This is a genomic window from Pseudomonas sp. 382 (assembly GCF_002759075.1).
GTDB classification, from domain to species: Bacteria; Pseudomonadota; Gammaproteobacteria; order Pseudomonadales; family Pseudomonadaceae; genus Aquipseudomonas; species Aquipseudomonas vlassakiae.
Genome location: NZ_PEMX01000011.1, coordinates 40,304 through 56,248, shown reverse-complemented (window position 1 = coordinate 56,248; position 15,945 = coordinate 40,304). Strand labels below are relative to the sequence as shown.

17 protein-coding genes are annotated in these 15,945 nt (G+C 65.0%); all 17 read left to right on the top strand.

Going from position 1 to position 15,945, the window contains the following annotated elements; genetic code table 11:
- The first annotated feature begins 40 nt into the window (after positions 1-40).
- The 17 genes from CQW31_RS14720 to CQW31_RS14640 all read left to right on the top strand — a co-directional run bounded on the left by CQW31_RS14720 (position 41) and on the right by CQW31_RS14640 (position 15,892).
- Positions 41-916: a ParA family protein gene (locus tag CQW31_RS14720; protein ID WP_012112311.1), complete on the top strand. Its 876-nt coding sequence runs from the start codon at positions 41-43 to the stop codon at positions 914-916.
- The gene (locus CQW31_RS14715; protein ID WP_012112312.1) at positions 900-1,160 is read left to right on the top strand and encodes a hypothetical protein; all 261 of its coding nucleotides are present in this window, start codon (positions 900-902) and stop codon (positions 1,158-1,160) included. Before CQW31_RS14720 ends, CQW31_RS14715 begins: the two co-directional genes overlap by 17 nt.
- Entirely contained in the window at positions 1,153-2,817 is a 1,665-nt protein-coding gene (locus CQW31_RS14710; protein WP_012112313.1) for a ParB family protein, read from the top strand. Before CQW31_RS14715 ends, CQW31_RS14710 begins: the two co-directional genes overlap by 8 nt.
- Before the next feature lie 15 nt (positions 2,818-2,832).
- Positions 2,833-3,393, top strand: coding sequence for a DUF2857 domain-containing protein (locus CQW31_RS14705; protein WP_012112314.1), 561 nt, complete (start codon positions 2,833-2,835; stop codon positions 3,391-3,393).
- A 3-nt stretch (positions 3,394-3,396) separates the two neighbouring features.
- A complete protein-coding gene (locus CQW31_RS14700) occupies positions 3,397-4,647 on the top strand; it encodes an STY4528 family pathogenicity island replication protein (RefSeq protein ID WP_012112315.1) in 1,251 nt (416 codons plus the stop codon).
- Positions 4,648-4,978: 331 nt separating this feature from the next.
- Positions 4,979-5,767, top strand: coding sequence for a PFL_4669 family integrating conjugative element protein (locus CQW31_RS14695; protein WP_012112316.1), 789 nt, complete (start codon positions 4,979-4,981; stop codon positions 5,765-5,767).
- Positions 5,764-6,291 carry a DUF3158 family protein gene (locus CQW31_RS14690; RefSeq protein WP_003098978.1) on the top strand — a complete coding sequence of 176 codons (528 nt, stop codon included), beginning with the start codon at positions 5,764-5,766 and terminating at the stop codon, positions 6,289-6,291. Before CQW31_RS14695 ends, CQW31_RS14690 begins: the two co-directional genes overlap by 4 nt.
- A gap of 73 nt (positions 6,292-6,364) precedes the next feature.
- Positions 6,365-6,805 carry a single-stranded DNA-binding protein gene (locus tag CQW31_RS14685; protein ID WP_003098976.1) on the top strand — a complete coding sequence of 147 codons (441 nt, stop codon included), beginning with the start codon at positions 6,365-6,367 and terminating at the stop codon, positions 6,803-6,805.
- 283 nt (positions 6,806-7,088) lie between these two features.
- Positions 7,089-9,119, top strand: a complete 2,031-nt coding sequence (locus CQW31_RS14680; RefSeq protein ID WP_003116834.1) for a DNA topoisomerase III — start codon at positions 7,089-7,091, stop codon at positions 9,117-9,119.
- Between the two features lie 544 nt (positions 9,120-9,663).
- Entirely contained in the window at positions 9,664-11,214 is a 1,551-nt protein-coding gene (locus CQW31_RS14675) for a DNA cytosine methyltransferase (protein ID WP_099814805.1), read from the top strand.
- Positions 11,215-11,457: 243 nt separating this feature from the next.
- Complete coding sequence (locus tag CQW31_RS14670) at positions 11,458-12,015, top strand: hypothetical protein (protein ID WP_099814804.1); 558 nt, start codon at positions 11,458-11,460, stop codon at positions 12,013-12,015.
- A gap of 336 nt (positions 12,016-12,351) precedes the next feature.
- Positions 12,352-12,564 (top strand): hypothetical protein, encoded by a 213-nt coding sequence (locus CQW31_RS14665; protein WP_073664035.1) that lies wholly within the window; start codon positions 12,352-12,354, stop codon positions 12,562-12,564.
- 21 nt (positions 12,565-12,585) lie between these two features.
- On the top strand, positions 12,586-12,978 hold the full coding sequence (locus tag CQW31_RS14660) for a hypothetical protein (RefSeq protein WP_099814803.1): 393 nt from the start codon (positions 12,586-12,588) through the stop codon (positions 12,976-12,978).
- A gap of 213 nt (positions 12,979-13,191) precedes the next feature.
- On the top strand, positions 13,192-13,929 hold the full coding sequence (locus CQW31_RS14655; protein ID WP_099814802.1) for an ABC transporter substrate-binding protein: 738 nt from the start codon (positions 13,192-13,194) through the stop codon (positions 13,927-13,929).
- A 96-nt stretch (positions 13,930-14,025) separates the two neighbouring features.
- On the top strand, positions 14,026-14,304 hold the full coding sequence (locus tag CQW31_RS14650) for a uridylate kinase (RefSeq protein WP_099814801.1): 279 nt from the start codon (positions 14,026-14,028) through the stop codon (positions 14,302-14,304).
- A 280-nt stretch (positions 14,305-14,584) separates the two neighbouring features.
- A complete protein-coding gene (locus tag CQW31_RS14645; RefSeq protein ID WP_099814800.1) occupies positions 14,585-15,397 on the top strand; it encodes a GTPase in 813 nt (270 codons plus the stop codon).
- A 141-nt stretch (positions 15,398-15,538) separates the two neighbouring features.
- A complete protein-coding gene (locus CQW31_RS14640; RefSeq protein ID WP_099814799.1) occupies positions 15,539-15,892 on the top strand; it encodes a DUF3085 domain-containing protein in 354 nt (117 codons plus the stop codon).
- The last annotated feature ends 53 nt before the right edge of the window (positions 15,893-15,945 follow it).

The window sequence follows — 15,945 nt, the reverse complement described above, 5'->3', positions numbered from 1 at the left end:
CGCTCCCCCTCGGACTTCCCATCGCCAAACGGAGAGCGCCATGCAGGTCGTATCCATCATTTCAACGAAAGGTGGCGTCGGCAAGACGACCACGGCCGCCAACCTCGGCGGGCTCGCCGCGGACGCGGGGCTGCGCGTGCTGCTGCTCGATCTCGACGTGCAGCCCACCTTGTCCTCCTACTACGATCTGGCTCACCGCGCGCCCGGCGGCATCTATGAGCTGCTGGCGTTCAACGAGCGCGGTCTCGACCAGCTCGTGTCCCGCACCATCATCGCGGGCCTGGACCTGGTGCTCTCGAACGACCACCGGGGTGAACTGAACACCTTGCTGCTGCACGCGCCAGACGGGCGCCTGCGGTTGCGCCACCTGCTGCCGGCGCTGGCGCCGCTCTATGACCTGGTGCTAATCGACACCCAAGGCGCGCGCTCGGTGCTGTTGGAGATGGCGGTGCTCGCCTCCGGCCTGGCGCTGTCACCCGTGACCCCGGAAATCCTTGCGGCCCGCGAACTGCGGCGCGGCACCATGCAGTTGCTGGAGGACATCGCGCCGTATCGGCACCTTGGCATCGAACCGCCACCGCTGCACCTACTCATCAATCGTGTCCACCCCGTGTCCGCCAACGCACGCATGATCCAGCAGGCGCTGCACGACCTATTTCAGGATCACACGGGCATCCGCGTGCTGGGCACCGACGTGCCGGCCATCGAAGCCTATCCGCGCGCTGCAACCCGCGGCATGCCGGTGCATCGCGTCGAGTATCGACAGCCACCAGGCAGAGTTGCGCCCGCTGCGCTCGACACCATGCGCACGCTCGCCGGCGAACTGTTCCCGCAGTGGCAAGACAGATTCGCCCGCGTGTCCGGCCGTCCTCCACGTTCTATTGAAACCGGGAGGTCCCGTGGCGAGCGCACATGAACTGTCCCGTGGCCACAAGCGACTGCGCGCCCTGATCGAGTTTGCGGTGAGCGAAGGCTGGCACGTCAAACGTACTCGGGGTGGACACCTCAAATTCACCAAGACCGGCTGCGCCGCCATCTACACCAGCTCGACAGCGAGCGATTACCGGGCAGACCTCAATGCCCGTGCGCAGATCCGCCGAGCCGAGCGCGAGGCCCGCATGGCCCGGCCCGCCAACGCCGAGGGATGCGGCCATGGCTGAGATGACCTCCCAGGACATGGCCGGCAAGCTGCTTGCCGCCGGGTTCGAGCGCAGTGGGCCATCGGCCACGGCTTTGAGTGACCCCATCGCCGACACGCCGATGGTCGTGACGCTGGACCAGTTGCGGCCCTACGACCACGATCCCCGCAAAAAGCGCAACTCGGCCTACGATGAAATCAAGGCCTCCATCCGCGAGCGCGGCCTGGATGCGGCGCCAGCCATCACACGCCGTCCTGGCGAGGCGCACTACATCATCCGCAACGGCGGCAACACCAGGCTGGCGATCCTGCGCGAACTCTGGACAGAAACGAAGGACGAGCGCTTCTTCCGCATATCGTGCCTGTTCCGGCCGTGGCCTGCGCGCGGGGAGATCGTCGCGCTGACCGGGCACCTCGCCGAGAACGAACTGCGTGGCGGCTTGACGTTCATCGAGCGCGCCCTCGGCGTCGAGAAGGCGCGCGAGTTCTATGAAGCGGAAAGCAGCACGACCTTGAGCCAGTCCGAGCTGGCCCGTCGCTTGGGCGCCGACGGCTTCCCCGTGCAGCAGTCACACATCAGCCGCATGGCCGATGCGGTGCGCTACCTGCTGCCTGCGATCCCGACCGTGCTGTATGGTGGCCTCGGTCGCCACCAGGTCGAGCGGCTGTCGGTCATGCGCAAGGCCAGTGAGCGCACGTGGGAGCACTATGCCAAGGGCCGCTCCCTGCCGCTCGACTTCGACAGTTTCTTCCAAGAAGTGCTGTCGCAGTTCGATACCCAGGCCGACGAGTTCTCGCCGCAGCGTGTGCAGGACGAGTTGATCGGTCAGATGTCCGAGCTGCTGGGCATCGACTACGACGTGCTTGCCCTGGACCTGACCGAATCCGAGAGCCGCCACCGCGCCCTGGTCAGCGACCCAACCCCGCCATCGGCGCCGCCGGCATTGCCTGAGCCTGGGGCCATCGCACGGCCGCCGATTGAACCGGCACCGTCCCCCGCCACAGCAGCACATTCTGCAGGCCACTCTGCCGCCGCGCCGACAAGGCCCCAGGACGATGCGGCCCCGCGTGAGGCATCCGCAGCCACCCCTGCGGCAGCGGCTGGCGATCTACTTGACGAGCACATCGTCTCTCCGGCACCCACGACGCAGCGGCTCCAGTCCATCCAGCGCATGGTCGCCGACCAGTTGGGCGATGCGCTTCCGCCCGACTTCTCGGCCAACGTGCTGCAGTCGATTCCCGTGCAGGCCGGTGGCCTCTATCCCATCTCGGACATCTGGCATATCGACCCAGGTCTCGACGCACCCGGCCGCCTGCGCGTCCACATCGCGCAGTTCGCGCGCGAGATCGCGGGCGAGGTCGACCTGGACGCGTGTGTCGAGGATCGTTCAGATGGCATCGGGTTCGCGTGTCGTGCCCCGACCCAGGTTTCGTCGCCGCTCGCACGTGCCGTGCTCGCGCTGCTGGTTTCCCTGGCCGGTCAGCAGTCGGCCGACGTGGGCTTGGACGGCGGGCACTTCGTCACCGACCTGCCAGCGCTGTTGCACGGCCAAGGCCAACGTCATGCCGACGGGGCCCGGCGATTGAGCGACACCGCGCTGGTCAAGCTGTTTCGTCTGCTGCGGCTGGCCCGGCGCCTGCTGGATCTGGAAGCCGGCGCTCTCGGTCCTGGGACCTGAGCGAGGGAGGCCCGCATGTCCGCACCTAACCCACTCAACCAGGCCGTCATCGCGCAGGCGCTCTACGATCTGCGCAACGGGCAACTGCGCCGCTGCAAGGCGATGGGATTCGGTGAGGAAGAATTGGATGCGCTCAAGCATCCGGCGCTGATCAGCGTACTGGCCAATGCCAGCGTCTCGTGGTGCTCTGTCTCGGTGAACCGGGAAGTGCTCCGGCGATTGCTCAAACAGGCGCAGGACGTGGAGAAGGAGATCGCCACCGTCGATCGCATGTTGCGCCTGGGGGCCAGTACGGAAATGGCGAGCCGTTTTTATGGGCTGACGCACCAGGAAGTCGCGCTACGGCGTGAAGTTCTCGGCCTGCCCAAACGCAAGGGGCGCCATCCGGTTCTGGACGAGGAGCAGGACACCGAGCTGTGGCGACGCTGGAAGGCCGTGACCAGCAGCAGGAATGTCGAGCTGGAGGATGAGACCTCGGTTCTTGATGCGGCAATGGACCTCGCCGAAGGCATGGAACTGCCGCTGTCGGTGGTCTGGGCTGCGATCAAGAACTGGATCGATCAGGGATTGGGTTGAGTCATGGCCGTGGACGACGCTGCACCACGAGCACCACGCCAAGGCCCGGTCGCCCTCGCTGATCTGTTCGACAGCGCGCTGAAAGACCTTGCACCGAAACCTCGCCCGCCCGCGTCCGCGCCAGCTCCCGCATCCGCAACATCTCCTGTCTCCGCAACCGGCGACGGTTTTCTGTTCAGCGGCAATCGGCACGAGAGCGTGCCGCGACGGCTGTTCCTGGACCGACGCCTGACGCCGCTGGAACGCAATGCCTGGCAAGTCTTTCGGATGATGCTCAACGAGGATGGGGTCACGGCGTTTCCGACGTATGAGCAACTTCGCCCGTGGCTCGCGTCAATGCCCTGCGCCGGACAGGCCTCTCACGAGACCGTGGCACGGGCGCTGACGCTGTTGCGCCTGACTCGCTGGTTGAGTCTCGTGCGCCGCAGGCGTGACCCCAAGACCGGGCGCATCCTCGGCAACCTCTACGTCCTGCACGATGAGCCCCTGACGCCTTTCGAGGCGATGCAGCTCGACCCGGACTACTTGGAGCTCGTCAGCCAAGCCCTGGGCCATTCGGCCAAGGCCGTCCAGGTCGTGGGCTTGCACACCCTCAAGGAAATCGCCGAAGACCCGTTGTTGTCTGGCCGCACGTTGCCCTCGCGGCTGCAGGTCCTTGCCGAACGCCTCGCGAGCCAGGGCATTGGGTCGCAGGAGAGTTATCCACAGAAGGATAGGGTTCACGATTCCGAAGAAGGGGCGCCGAGCCTTCTTCGGAATTCTGATGACCCCTCTTCGGATTCCGAAGCAGGGCCGAAACCCGCGTCAGACGGCGCTCTTCGGAATCCGAAGCAGGACCGTACTGTACGTAGTAGTCGTATGAATGAAGTACGTACTACCGCGCGTGAGCGTGGGCAGGCGCGTGCGATGCCAGGAGTTCGCCTGCCTGATCGCTTTCTCGGCTTGAAGGAAGAGCAGCAGGCCGCCGCCATCGTGGCATTGCAGCAGGTCGATGCTCCGCTACGCCAGGCCGTGCTGGACGAATGGGCGGATCGCTGTCGCGGCAGCACCATCCGCAACCCGGCAGGCTACCTGTTCGGCATCATCCAGCGCGCCATCCGTGGCGAGTTCAACGCCTGGGCCAAGCAAGCCGGGTCAGCACCGCCACCTGCCCCTGCACGAGATGCACCGCCTGAACCACCGCGCAATGTGGTTCCACCCGAGGTGGCCCGGCAGCACATTGACCGGCTGCGCGACCTTCTGCGCAGTAGCTGAGCGCGACGAGCGACAAGGGCGTGAAGCAGACGTCGATGGCCGTCAGTAGAGCTATCCCCAGGGGATAGATGTACTACAAGCTGTAACGCCGACAGGCACGGCATGGCACTTCGGTCCAGGGGGGCCGTAATGGCGTCGGTTGCATGAGCGCACGCACCATTTGCGCGAGCAGCGCTCCATGGCTTTCGATGGAGCTATCCCCTGGGGATAGCTCGTGTCACAGGCCACCGCTGCCACGACAACCGGGTCCCGGTTCATTTCGGTTTGTTGACTGACTGCCTTCCGTTGCGTGCCGATCCTGACCGCTCCTTTTCCCAAGCGAGCGGACGCCATGGCAACCAACGAACCTCTGCAACTCAATCTCGGCTCTTTGCGCAGCGCGATGTCGCTGACGCTTCACACCCACCACGCCTCGCGCATCTGGCATGGCCGCGCCGCCGCCGAGGGGCGACCCGGCATCGTCGGCCTGAACGGCTACATCGCCGTGATGAACAAGATGAAGCGCGGCTCGGAGCAGGACGACCCGTACAGCGACTGGTGGATGTTGCGCATCGAGGAAAAGCTCGACCAGACCAGGACCACGTTGCAATCGCTGCGCGAGCAGGTTGACCAGGCACTGGCCGGCGTGCCTGCGGCGTTGAGCCTGGGTGAGAACCTCAACGTGCAGCCGGTGAAGCTCCCCTTGTTCGTGAACGCGCAGCTCGGCTTTGCCGCCGTCTATCTGCTGGCCGACTACGACGACATCGCCCGCAAGCTGATCCTCGCCCACCACACCGCGCTGATCGATCGCTCGACGTTGGAGCGCTGGCTCAACGAAGGTGCCCACGCGCTGCGCAGCCTGTTCAGCCTGGCCCAGCAATACCGCTACTCGGGCTGCACCCGCGACGACTTCGCGGCCAAGAACGCCGCAGCTCGGGCAGCATTGGAGAAGTTCGGCGAACTGCCGCAGGACGTGCTCGAAGGCATGCGCCGCTCGAAGTTTGCGCCGCCCGTCGTGCGCCGTGGTCTGCAACAGCGTGGTGATAGCGCTGCCGCAGCCGCATCTCCCACCGACGAAGGCGCTGCCGCCGATTCGGCCGAGGCCAAGTCCACAGCCGCCGGCGAGGACGAACCGGCATGAGCGACCCGAACCGCGAACCGCGCTACTTCCGTCGTCTGGAACAGCCAGCCTTCATGCGGCTGGAACACGCGGCCTCTCTAAAAGGCCTTTTAAAGCCTTTTAAAGGTAAAGGGGACTTCGAGGCCTGGGCCAGCCAGTGCTTCGCCATGCGCGACGAGTTGATTGCCCTGGCGCAGCGACAGGTGCTGCCACAGGCGTGCGGGCATCCCTTCCACCTGCTTCCCGTCGAGCTGGCCCAGCAGACCACTGGCGCAGGCACGACCTTTCTTCGCTGGCGCAAGCACGATCGATCGGCCATGGGCGTGGCGTTGTGGCAGGAGCTGATGGCGAGCCCCAGCACGCCGGTCAACCTGCTGCACGACCTGCACGAGATCGAACTGCAGCGCGTCATGCTGAACATGCAGATCAGCCTGCTGCACACCCTGGGCAGGCAAGCACAGGAATGCGCCAGCAAGGCCGCGCAGGCGGACAACACCTACCTGCGCCGGCTCGCGTCCGTTCCTGCCGCAGTGCGCGATCGGTGATTGCGCCTGCCATCCGAGCACGCGCCCGAGCCCAACGAGGCACGGGTATTTCAACCACCACGGAGATTCCAACATGAGCACACAATTCATCGGCGAGGGCAACATCGGATCGCCTCCCGAGTACCGCGAATTCCCCAATGGCAACGACGATCCTCGCCGGTTGCTCCGGCTGAACGTGTACTTCGACAACCCCGTCCCCACCAAGGGCGGCGAGTTCGAGGACCGCGGCGGCTTCTGGGCGCCGGTGGAACTCTGGCACCACGACGCCGACCGCTGGCAGCAGCTCTACCAGAAGGGCATGCGGGTGCTGGTCGTCGGCCGCATGGAGCGCGACCCCTGGACGGACAACGAAGATCAGCCGCGTGAGACTTGGCAGGTCAACGCGCGCAGTGTCGGCATCCTGCCGTACCGCATCGAGTCTGTGGCCCTCAGCCCGAAGCCACAGGAGGCAGAGCCGAAGCCCCAGGCCACCCAGGAATCGACGGCGCCGAAAGAGACCAAGCGCAGGAAGTGATCGGGCATGGAGGGCGGCTGCCGCAGTGCTTCGCCGCCCTCCATGCGCTGCGAATTATCCCCAGGGGATAGCTCCACCAACGTCCACCGAGTTCCACGCGCGCTCCCGGAAATCGCGGCTCTCGGCCCGCACACTTCCGGCCACGCACCTTCCCCGCACTCGCCATTTCATCGGCGTGAAAGCGGTCGCTGCCGCATGCGGCTTGTTTGCTGCTGCCAGGGGCTGCGCTCGGCATCCTCGATCCCAGCAACTCCATGAACAACAGGAATCGGGATGGACGGATATGCGGCTGTTCTTGTGCGAGAAGCCCTCCCAGGGCAAAGACATTGGCCGGATTCTCGGCGCCACGCAGCGCGGTGAAGGCTGCCTCAACGGTTCCGGCGTCACGGTCACCTGGTGCATCGGCCATCTCGTGGAGGCGGCGCCGCCCGAGGCCTACGACGAGCAGCTCAAACGATGGTCCGTTGAGCAGTTGCCCATCATTCCCCAGCACTGGCGGGTCGAGGTCAAACCGAAGACCGCCACGCAATTCAAGGTCGTCAAGGCGCTCTTGGCGAAGGCGACTCACCTGGTTATCGCCACCGATGCCGACCGCGAGGGCGAATTGATCGCCCGCGAGATCGTGGAGCTTTGCGGCTACCGCGGCCCCATCGAACGCCTGTGGCTGTCGGCGCTCAACGATGCGTCCATTCGGGCGGCACTGGGCAAGCTGCGGCCTTCGGCCGAGACGCTTTCGATGTACCACTCGGCGCTGGCGCGCTCCCGTGCGGATTGGCTCGTGGGCATGAACCTGAGCCGGCTGTTCACGGTGCTGGGGCGACAGGCGGGTTACGACGGCGTGCTGTCGGTCGGCCGCGTACAGACCCCGACGCTCAAGCTCGTTGTGGACCGCGACCGCGAGATCGCGCGCTTCGTGTCCGTACCATACTGGGCCATCGCCGTGTCCCTGTTCGCAGGCGGTTCGACTTTCGCCGCGCAATGGGTTCCACCCGATGCGTGCACCGACGACGCAGGCCGCTGCCTGCGGCAGCCGGTCGCACAGCAGACCATGCAGCAGATCCGCGCTGCGGGCAGTGCCCACGTCGTGTCGGTGGAGACTGAGCGTGTCCGCGAAGGCCCGCCGCTGCCGTTCGACCTGGGCACCTTGCAGGAAGTGTGTTCCAAGCAGCTTGGGCTGGACGTGCAGGAAACCTTGGAGATTGCCCAAGCCCTGTACGAGACGCACAAGGCCACGACGTACCCCCGCTCGGACTCCGGCTACCTGCCCGAGAGCATGTTTGCCGAAGTGCCCACCGTTCTCGACAGCCTGCTCAAGACCGATCCCTCGCTGCGCTCGATCATGGGCCAGCTCGACCGCTCGCAGCGCTCGCGCGCCTGGAACGATGGCAAGGTCACGGCGCACCACGGCATCATCCCGACGCTCGAACCGGCGAAGCTCTCCGCCATGAGCGAGAAGGAACTGGCCGTGTACAGGCTCATCCGGTCGCATTACCTGGCGCAGTTCCTCCCTCACCACGAGTTCGACCGCACTGTGGCCAAGTTTTCGTGCGGGGGGCAGAACCTGGCGGCCACGGGCAAGCAGGTTGTCATCCCGGGTTGGCGCCAGGTGCTCGCCGAGCCGCAGGCCGAAGACGGTGATGGCGAGGGCGATACTGCGGTCCGCGCCCAGGTGCTGCCCGCGCTGCCGAAACTGTATGAGGGCCTGGCATGCCAGGTGGCCGACGTCGATCTCAAGGCACTCAAGACGCTGCCGCCCAAACCGTACACGCAAGGCGAGTTGGTCAAGTCCATGAAAGGCGTCGCCAAGCTGGTGTCCGATCCCCGCCTGAAGCAGAAGCTCAAGGATACGGTTGGCATCGGCACCGAAGCGACGCGGGCCAACATCATCGGCGGCCTGATCGCTCGCGGCTACCTCGTGAAGAAGGGGCGCGCCATCCGCGCCTCGGATGCGGCTTTCACTTTGATCGATGCCGTGCCTGCGGCGATTGCCGACCCTGGCACCACCGCCGTCTGGGAACAGGCGCTCGACATGATCGAGGCCGGACAGCTCACCCTGGACGTGTTCATCGGCAAGCAGGCCGCGTGGATTTCGCAGTTGATTGCGCAGTACGGCAGCGCCTCCCTGTCCATCAAGGTTCCCCAAGGGCCGGCATGCCCGCAGTGCGGCGCACCCACGCGCCAGCGCAGCGGCAAGAGCGGCCCGTTCTGGTCGTGCAGCCGCTACCCGGACTGCAAAGGCACGCTGCCAGTCGAATCCGGCAGCTCCAAGCGCGGCGCCTCGCGCCCGCGCCGTAGCGGCCGCAAAGGCTCCTGACCGCCCCCGTTCCCCGTGAGCCGTGCCCGCCTTCGGCGGCGTGGCCCCTGTCCCGCACTCCGCCGCATGCCCTGCGGGACGCCCAGCGCGCAACGCCTTCTTGATCCGTGTGCGCGTCCCGCCCAGCCGTCCCCGGCCGCGGGACCTGAAGGTAGCTTCTCTGCGAGCCGCACCACGCGCGTTCTGTTGATCTGCGTTTCTTCCGCCCTCTGCGAAGGGTCTCCCGGTGGCTTGCCAGGCTGCACGAGCCACCGGGAGACCCTTCGTGGTCAGCGGTAATCGGTGCCGGTGCCCGCCGGTGCAAAAACGGGCTCCCTTTGTGCGCGGATGTGCGCCAGACGATGCCGGCCCCAGCCACGACATGGGCCGGGTGTGATTGCTTGATGAGCAGACGGTTCTAGCGACGACCGGGCCTGCCAATAAGCCCACGGGTGGTTTTTCTTTCCTCCCGAGCCGAAGGCCGCAGGGCCTTCGGCGCCTTTCTCCTGCCTATCAACGTCCCGGTCCGGCCATTGGCCTGGGCCACACGAACAGGAGAGACGACATGCACCCTCAACCTTGCGCGCCACTGCTGTACGGCAGTGTGTGCAGCGGCATCGAGGCAGTGAGCCTGGCATGGCAGCCGCTCGGCCTCGAAGCCGCGTGGTTCGCCGAGATCGAACCGTTCCCGAGCGCCGTGCTCGCCCACCACTATCCGCGCGTGCCCAACCTAGGCGACATGACCTCGATCGCCGACCAGGTTCGCGCCGGCACTGTGCCGGCCCCCGACATCCTGGTCGGCGGCACGCCGTGCCAGTCGTTCAGCGTTGCCGGTGCACGCAGGGGACTGGATGACCCGCGCGGAGCCTTGACCCTTGCTTATGTGGAGTTAGCTAATGCCATCGACCAAACCCGCTACCAAGACGGCCGCATGTCGGCCACGCTCGTCTGGGAAAACGTCCCCGGCGTCCTCAACGACCGCAGCAACGCCTTCGGGCATTTCCTGGGAGCACTGGCCGGAGAAAGCCGTGCGCTCGAACCGCCAGGGCAAGAATGGGCGCACGCAGGTTGTGTGTCTGGACCCCGGCGCCGCATCGCCTGGCGCGTGCTCGACGCTCAATATTTCGGCGTCGCCCAACGCCGCAAGCGTGTGTTTCTTGTGGCAAGTAGTGGAGATGGCCTCGATCCCGTCGAAGTACTTTTTGAGCGTGCAGGCCTGCACGGGGATTCTTCTGCGGGCAGCGCGCCGTGGCAAGGAGCTGCCCGTGTTGCTGGATCTGGTACTGAAGCAGCAGGCGGATACGCAGGATTTGCTGGACTGAAGCAGCCCTACGGCAAGGTCACGACGACGTTCGGATTCAGTGGCGGCACCGGCCCCGTCGATGTGGCCGCATGCCTGATGGCCGCAGGCCCCAAGCACGACATCCGCACCGAGACGTTCATGGTGCAGTCGTTCGCCGGCAGCATCAGCCACACCCTCGACACCGCCAACGGCGGCAAGGGCAGCAGCGAGGACGGTACGGGCAAAGGTGTGCCGATCATCGCCTTCACCGCCCAGGGCAGCGGCGCGGATGCCACGATGGATCTGACGCCGACGCTACGTGCTGGCGGACATCGCAACAGCCATGCGAACGCCGGTGTCGTTCCCGCCATCGCCTTCGCGCAGAACAATCGCGGCAAAGTGCGCTTCGAGTCCGGCCACGGACAGGTGGCTTGCACCGTCCTGTCCAACGGCAAGCCGGGCTACGGGGTGCCGATGGTGGCCTGCGTTGCCCTGCGGGGACGGCAGCATGGTCTTGCCGCTGAGCTGGGCGGCGGCGCGGACAAGCCCCATGTGCTGGCTCCCGACTTCGAGGCGCATTTCCGGTACGACTGGAATGACCCCGGCCCGGGAGACTGGTCGCATTGGCGCGTGCGGCGGTTGATGCCCGTGGAATGCGAACTTCTGCAAGGCATGCCCGACAACTACACCCTGGTCCCTTATCGCGGCAAGCCTGCCGCAGACGCCCCGCGCTACAAGGCGATCGGCAATTCCATGGCCGTGCCCTGCGTCGCGTGGCTGGGTCAGCGGCTGGTGCAGTGTCTGCAAAAGACGGGATCGAGCGCATCGGATTGATGCACGACGCCGCCAACCGGCCACGCCATTCTTCCTCCTGCATTGCCGACGTGTCGGCAGCAGCCAGCAGCCAGGGTGTCCAGGCTGCCGTGGGTTCCACCCGCGCCACCCGCCAGTTCGCCCAGGCATCCATCGGCGAACGCTGCCCACCGGGGCACCGATGCCTCCTTTCTCCAACCCACGGGACGAATGCCGCGTCCCGCCAGGGGCGCGTCATCACCCGGTCGATACTCAGGACTTCCCATGGAAACCATTACCCAACAAGACCGCATCACGCTGAACAATTTCAAGGTGGCCGAATTCGCCAGCGAGGAAACGCTGTGCTTCACCGCCATCGTCGAATTCGACGGCATTCCCATCGCCGAGGCCCGCAACGACGGGCACGGCGGCTCGACGTTCGTGCGTGCGCTGCAAGGCCTGGCCGCGCTGCTGGCCCAGGCGGAGGAATTCGCCAAGAGCCTGCCGCCGGCCTCGCTCGACATCGATCGAGAGGATGAAGAACCGCTGATCATCGATATCACGCTCGACTTCCTCGTCGACCAACTGGCCGATGCCATGCACGCCGAGCGCAAGCTGCGTACCGCGTTCAACCGCGACGTCGGCAACAAGGTGCTTTTCATCAAGGACGGCAAGCTGCTGTTCCTCAAGGGCATCAAGCTCAAAGCCATCGCAGACCGGCCGGCGTATTTCGCATCGCTGCGCGCCCGTCAGGGCCAGCCCATCGTCATCCTCGCAGAGCTGGGACCGGACGAGGCATTCGCCCTGTGGAAGCAGCATGTGCTGGGCGACAAGACTCGCTGACCCAGCTTCGCCTTATCCTCCTGACAGCCCCGCATTTGCTGCGGGGCTTTCTTTTTTCCGCGTTCGCCAATCGGGGCTGTTGCAGATGCCGATTTCCGGCTGACGCGGCTCGCCTCGCGCACGAAGCTGCCCGCATGTGTCGCTGATCCGTCAGCAGCATGCCAGCAGCCAGGGTTTCCAGGCTGCCGCGGATTCTCTCCGCGCCACCCGCCAGTCCGCCATCGCATCGAGTCTGCGGACGCGCGTCCTCGTGACGCCGATGCATTTTTTTTCAACCGCATGCGGGAGCTGCCATCCCGTGAGGGACAAGGCCCCGCTTCTCCAAGGAGACCGTCCATGTCCCAGCAAGCCTCTTTCGGCCAATTGGCCTTGATCCATTGCGGCAAGTTCCTGCCGCTCGAAGTCCTGCATAGCGCCGCCGGCCACTACATCGGCACGCGCGATACCGAAGGTCCCGTTTCGCGGGAATCCTGCCAGTACTTCCGCAGCTATGCCGCGGCTCAACGTGCCCTCGAAAGAGGCGGCTGGTCTCAGCTCGCCACACCCTGATCCAACTTGAGGAATCACGTCATGAACCAGCTTTTGCCACGGGAAGTCGTCGATCAGATCATGCGGGAAGAGCAGCACTTCGCCGCCGCGCCCCAAGCCTTCTTCGAGGCCTGGAAGCGTGGCGTCGAGATCGCAGGCCCGCAATGGTTTGGCGACGGCACGCGCGACGGCCTGAACCAGGCCAAGAGCAAGTGGGACCTGCGTCCCGACATGCTGCGTGCCAACGACGCTCTCGGCGTCCTGAGCAGCGGAGAACGCATGCTCCTGTCCGCCATGTTCAGCTTCTACAACGCGCGCGAGGGCGGTGCCATGCTCAAGCGCTGCCACTTCCAAGGACTGTCGGACTTCGACGGTCTCGATCTGCAACGCCGCAAGGTCATCGCCGACCTGCTGGTGAACTACAGCGGTTGGTGAGCCGGTCTCCGGCATACCACCGTCTTTTTGTTCACTGCCCATGAGGGACATGCGCCCACGCGACCATGTCCCTCAATTTTTCTTCCGTCAGCCTGCGCCGATTGGCCCAAAGCCATCGATCAGTGCCGCCTGACGCTTTTTCCACTTTCAACCCACCGGGGTTCAATTCCCGGTGGCGGGAATTGGCTCCATTATTCAATCTGGAGAAATCCCATGACCCAGAATCCCAATCCCTTTGTACGCGGCTACTGGAATCTGAAAATCGTCCGAACGCTGTGCATCAGCTACGGGGACGGAAGTCCGCATGTGTGGCGAAACATCCACGCGAGCCAACAGCACCTCTCCGACGGGGCGCTGGTTTCTTCCCCCTGCATCGTCACCAGCGACTTCGCGTGGATCAGGAACGGCACTGACGCCATCAGCGACGAGCTGATCGCCGAATGTGATGCTGTTGAAGGCATCAACGGCGAAGGCGTGGTGGGCGCCGTGGTCTATGCCATCCATGGCGACGACCTCGACGGCCGCCCGGTCCACATCGGTGACACCTATTCCGAGGAGGCCGCGCGCGACGTGGTGCAGCGGTTGAGTTTCGAGACCGGCTATTACAGCCGCTGCTGGGAAATCAGCAGTGCACACATCAGCCAAGAAACCGGCCAGTACCTCGCCAACCTGGCAGACCTTGCAACACCGGAGGCCTTTCTTTTCATCGCCTTCCGGGTTCCGTACAGCCCGGCGATTGGCGTCAAGCTGATCTCCACGCCCTGGACAGACAAGAACCTGGAATATGCCGAGGGCATCAGTGCGGAGCAGCTTCGACAGGAGCACCGGGACAAGGGCATGCCTGACGACCTGGCAAACATCCTTGAATTGGCCGGCCAGGCCGATGTGCGCATCCTCATCCTAGATGCCGACGCACCCGCGCTACTGGGCCTGCCACTGGCTGAGACCTAGCAGATGCACGACGCGCAAGCCTTCCCCTTCATCCCCCACATGCCAGCCCGCCTCCCACCAGGAGCCGGGCTGGTTCAATTCCATAGGAGCAATCTCATGTTCCCCGACCTCATCTTGCCCACGCCCGACTTCGAGAATCAGCTTGGAGCCTGCGTCGACGCCATGAGCCAGGACGACGCCATCGGCCAGATCCTGGTATTCGAACGCATGAGCGGTACGCTGCACATGCGCCATATCGACAGCGCCGATCTGGTGGACACCGACATTGACGACTACGAAATGGTCGTATTCGACGGTGGCAACACAAGCGGTGACACGTGGAAGCACGTGTTCTTCCCGCGTCAGCGCGAACACTACTTCGTGTACGAAGCCTGACCCCAAGCCCCTTTCGAGGGGCTTTTTCTTGCCCACGGCACAGGAAAGCGGGTGCGACGGGGTGCTGTTTCCTGCGGGCGAGCCGCTCACTCCCGGGCCATTCTTGCCCCATGTTCGTCGGCGTTGCCGACACATGCCCAGGCAGCCGAGACCTTCAAGGCTGCAAGCACGGGAAACCGTGCTGGTCGATGCTTTCCACGGACGTGCCGCGTCCACACCCACAAGGGACCTCTCCCTTGCGGGCGGGGAATCCCTTGTTTCTTCCTCAAGGAGATTTCCCATGGACCGTTCCCTCATCAAATCCATGATGCCTTCGCTTGTTGCAGGCCACGTGCCCCGCAACGTGCGGTCGTTCAAGTACCGCGTGTTCGACGATCAGCCGCAGTCTTCGACATTGGGCTTCGTCATCGACCCCCAGCCCTTCGACGGGAAGGTAGTCGCAATCACTGACGACGCCATCGTCGTCAAGCTCAAGCCGAGCGAGTTCGCTGTGCTCGATTCCAAGCTGGTGACCACCGTCCCCGACGAAGGCGCCAAGGTGCATGTCCTACCCTACGCACGGCGCCGTTTCGATGGGCTGCGGGCGGACACGCCGGAAGAGCGCACCGAGATGACGTCCGACGGCATTCCCTACACCGTCAAGACGCACATCCTCGGCTCCGCGCCGGCCAAGCTGCCCATCCCCGAGCCGCAGTGCATGGAACTGGGCCAGCTCATCCAGCAGTTGGAGGAAATGCCAGCGCCCGATGGCTTCCGGCGTATCACCCACATGCTGGTCGATGCCGGTGCCCGGGATTTCACCTGGGTCGATCCGACACCGTCCAAGATCATCGAGACGCCTCCGGCGATCAGCTTCACGGTCTTGACCGCGAAGTTCGAGGGCCGGGTGACGGTGCTGTACGACCGAGGTGGCGACACCTACATGGTGGAGCTGCACCGCGACGGCGAATTGGTCGATCGGCATGACGAGGTGTATTTCGACATGCTCGGCGAAGTGTTGGAGCGACTTATCGACGACGGACGTTGGCGCCTGATCGATGTGAGCGTGATCGACGCCAAGGCTGCCCGGCAGCGCCAGGCGGTGCCGGCATGACGCCGGGGACTGAATCCTGGCGGTTCTTCGGCTGACCCGTGGCTCCCGCCACGGCGTTTCAGCCCATTGGTCATGTGCCCACAGGCTCTCCATCCAGGCGGGTGGAGGGCCTTTTCTCTATCCACACAGGAGATTTCAACCATGTCACTGCGATTCAAAGGCTCCGACCTGCGCCCCGTGCTGACCGAGGCCATCGCCAGCCAGTGCCCCGTCATCCTGGTCAAGGACCAGGGCGTGTACTTCCTCGCCGAGCAGGGAGAACGCCGCCCGGATGGGCGAGTGAAGCTGCTGGCCTATGCCGTCGGCTGCAACCCGGATACCGATCCGTTCGACGACTGGTGGGAGCTGGCGCGCGCCGAACTGGGCGGCGACGACTTCGCGGAGTACTTCGACCCGAAGGACGGCGTATTCACGCGCATCCTGCACACCGAAGACGACCTGATGCTGTCGGCCACCGCCACACATCTGTCGCTGGAGGTGGTGCCTCCCGCATAGCGCGGCAACCGCCACTCGACTCTCGCAGCCCCCGCGCCGGGGGCTTTCTTTTT

Excerpts from the sequence above, each read along its gene's own strand:
- CQW31_RS14720 (WP_012112311.1), top strand. The coding sequence starts at position 41 with ATGCAGGTCGTATCCATCATTTCAACGAAAGGTGGCGTCGGCAAGACG.
- CQW31_RS14710 (WP_012112313.1), top strand. The coding sequence starts at position 1,153 with ATGGCTGAGATGACCTCCCAGGACATGGCCGGCAAGCTGCTTGCCGCC.
- CQW31_RS14705 (WP_012112314.1), top strand. The coding sequence starts at position 2,833 with ATGTCCGCACCTAACCCACTCAACCAGGCCGTCATCGCGCAGGCGCTC.
- CQW31_RS14700 (WP_012112315.1), top strand. The coding sequence starts at position 3,397 with ATGGCCGTGGACGACGCTGCACCACGAGCACCACGCCAAGGCCCGGTC.
- CQW31_RS14695 (WP_012112316.1), top strand. The coding sequence starts at position 4,979 with ATGGCAACCAACGAACCTCTGCAACTCAATCTCGGCTCTTTGCGCAGC.
- CQW31_RS14690 (WP_003098978.1), top strand. The coding sequence starts at position 5,764 with ATGAGCGACCCGAACCGCGAACCGCGCTACTTCCGTCGTCTGGAACAG.
- CQW31_RS14685 (WP_003098976.1), top strand. The coding sequence starts at position 6,365 with ATGAGCACACAATTCATCGGCGAGGGCAACATCGGATCGCCTCCCGAG.
- CQW31_RS14680 (WP_003116834.1), top strand. The coding sequence starts at position 7,089 with ATGCGGCTGTTCTTGTGCGAGAAGCCCTCCCAGGGCAAAGACATTGGC.
- CQW31_RS14675 (WP_099814805.1), top strand. The coding sequence starts at position 9,664 with ATGCACCCTCAACCTTGCGCGCCACTGCTGTACGGCAGTGTGTGCAGC.
- CQW31_RS14670 (WP_099814804.1), top strand. The coding sequence starts at position 11,458 with ATGGAAACCATTACCCAACAAGACCGCATCACGCTGAACAATTTCAAG.
- CQW31_RS14665 (WP_073664035.1), top strand. The coding sequence starts at position 12,352 with ATGTCCCAGCAAGCCTCTTTCGGCCAATTGGCCTTGATCCATTGCGGC.
- CQW31_RS14660 (WP_099814803.1), top strand. The coding sequence starts at position 12,586 with ATGAACCAGCTTTTGCCACGGGAAGTCGTCGATCAGATCATGCGGGAA.
- CQW31_RS14655 (WP_099814802.1), top strand. The coding sequence starts at position 13,192 with ATGACCCAGAATCCCAATCCCTTTGTACGCGGCTACTGGAATCTGAAA.
- CQW31_RS14650 (WP_099814801.1), top strand. The coding sequence starts at position 14,026 with ATGTTCCCCGACCTCATCTTGCCCACGCCCGACTTCGAGAATCAGCTT.
- CQW31_RS14645 (WP_099814800.1), top strand. The coding sequence starts at position 14,585 with ATGGACCGTTCCCTCATCAAATCCATGATGCCTTCGCTTGTTGCAGGC.
- CQW31_RS14640 (WP_099814799.1), top strand. The coding sequence starts at position 15,539 with ATGTCACTGCGATTCAAAGGCTCCGACCTGCGCCCCGTGCTGACCGAG.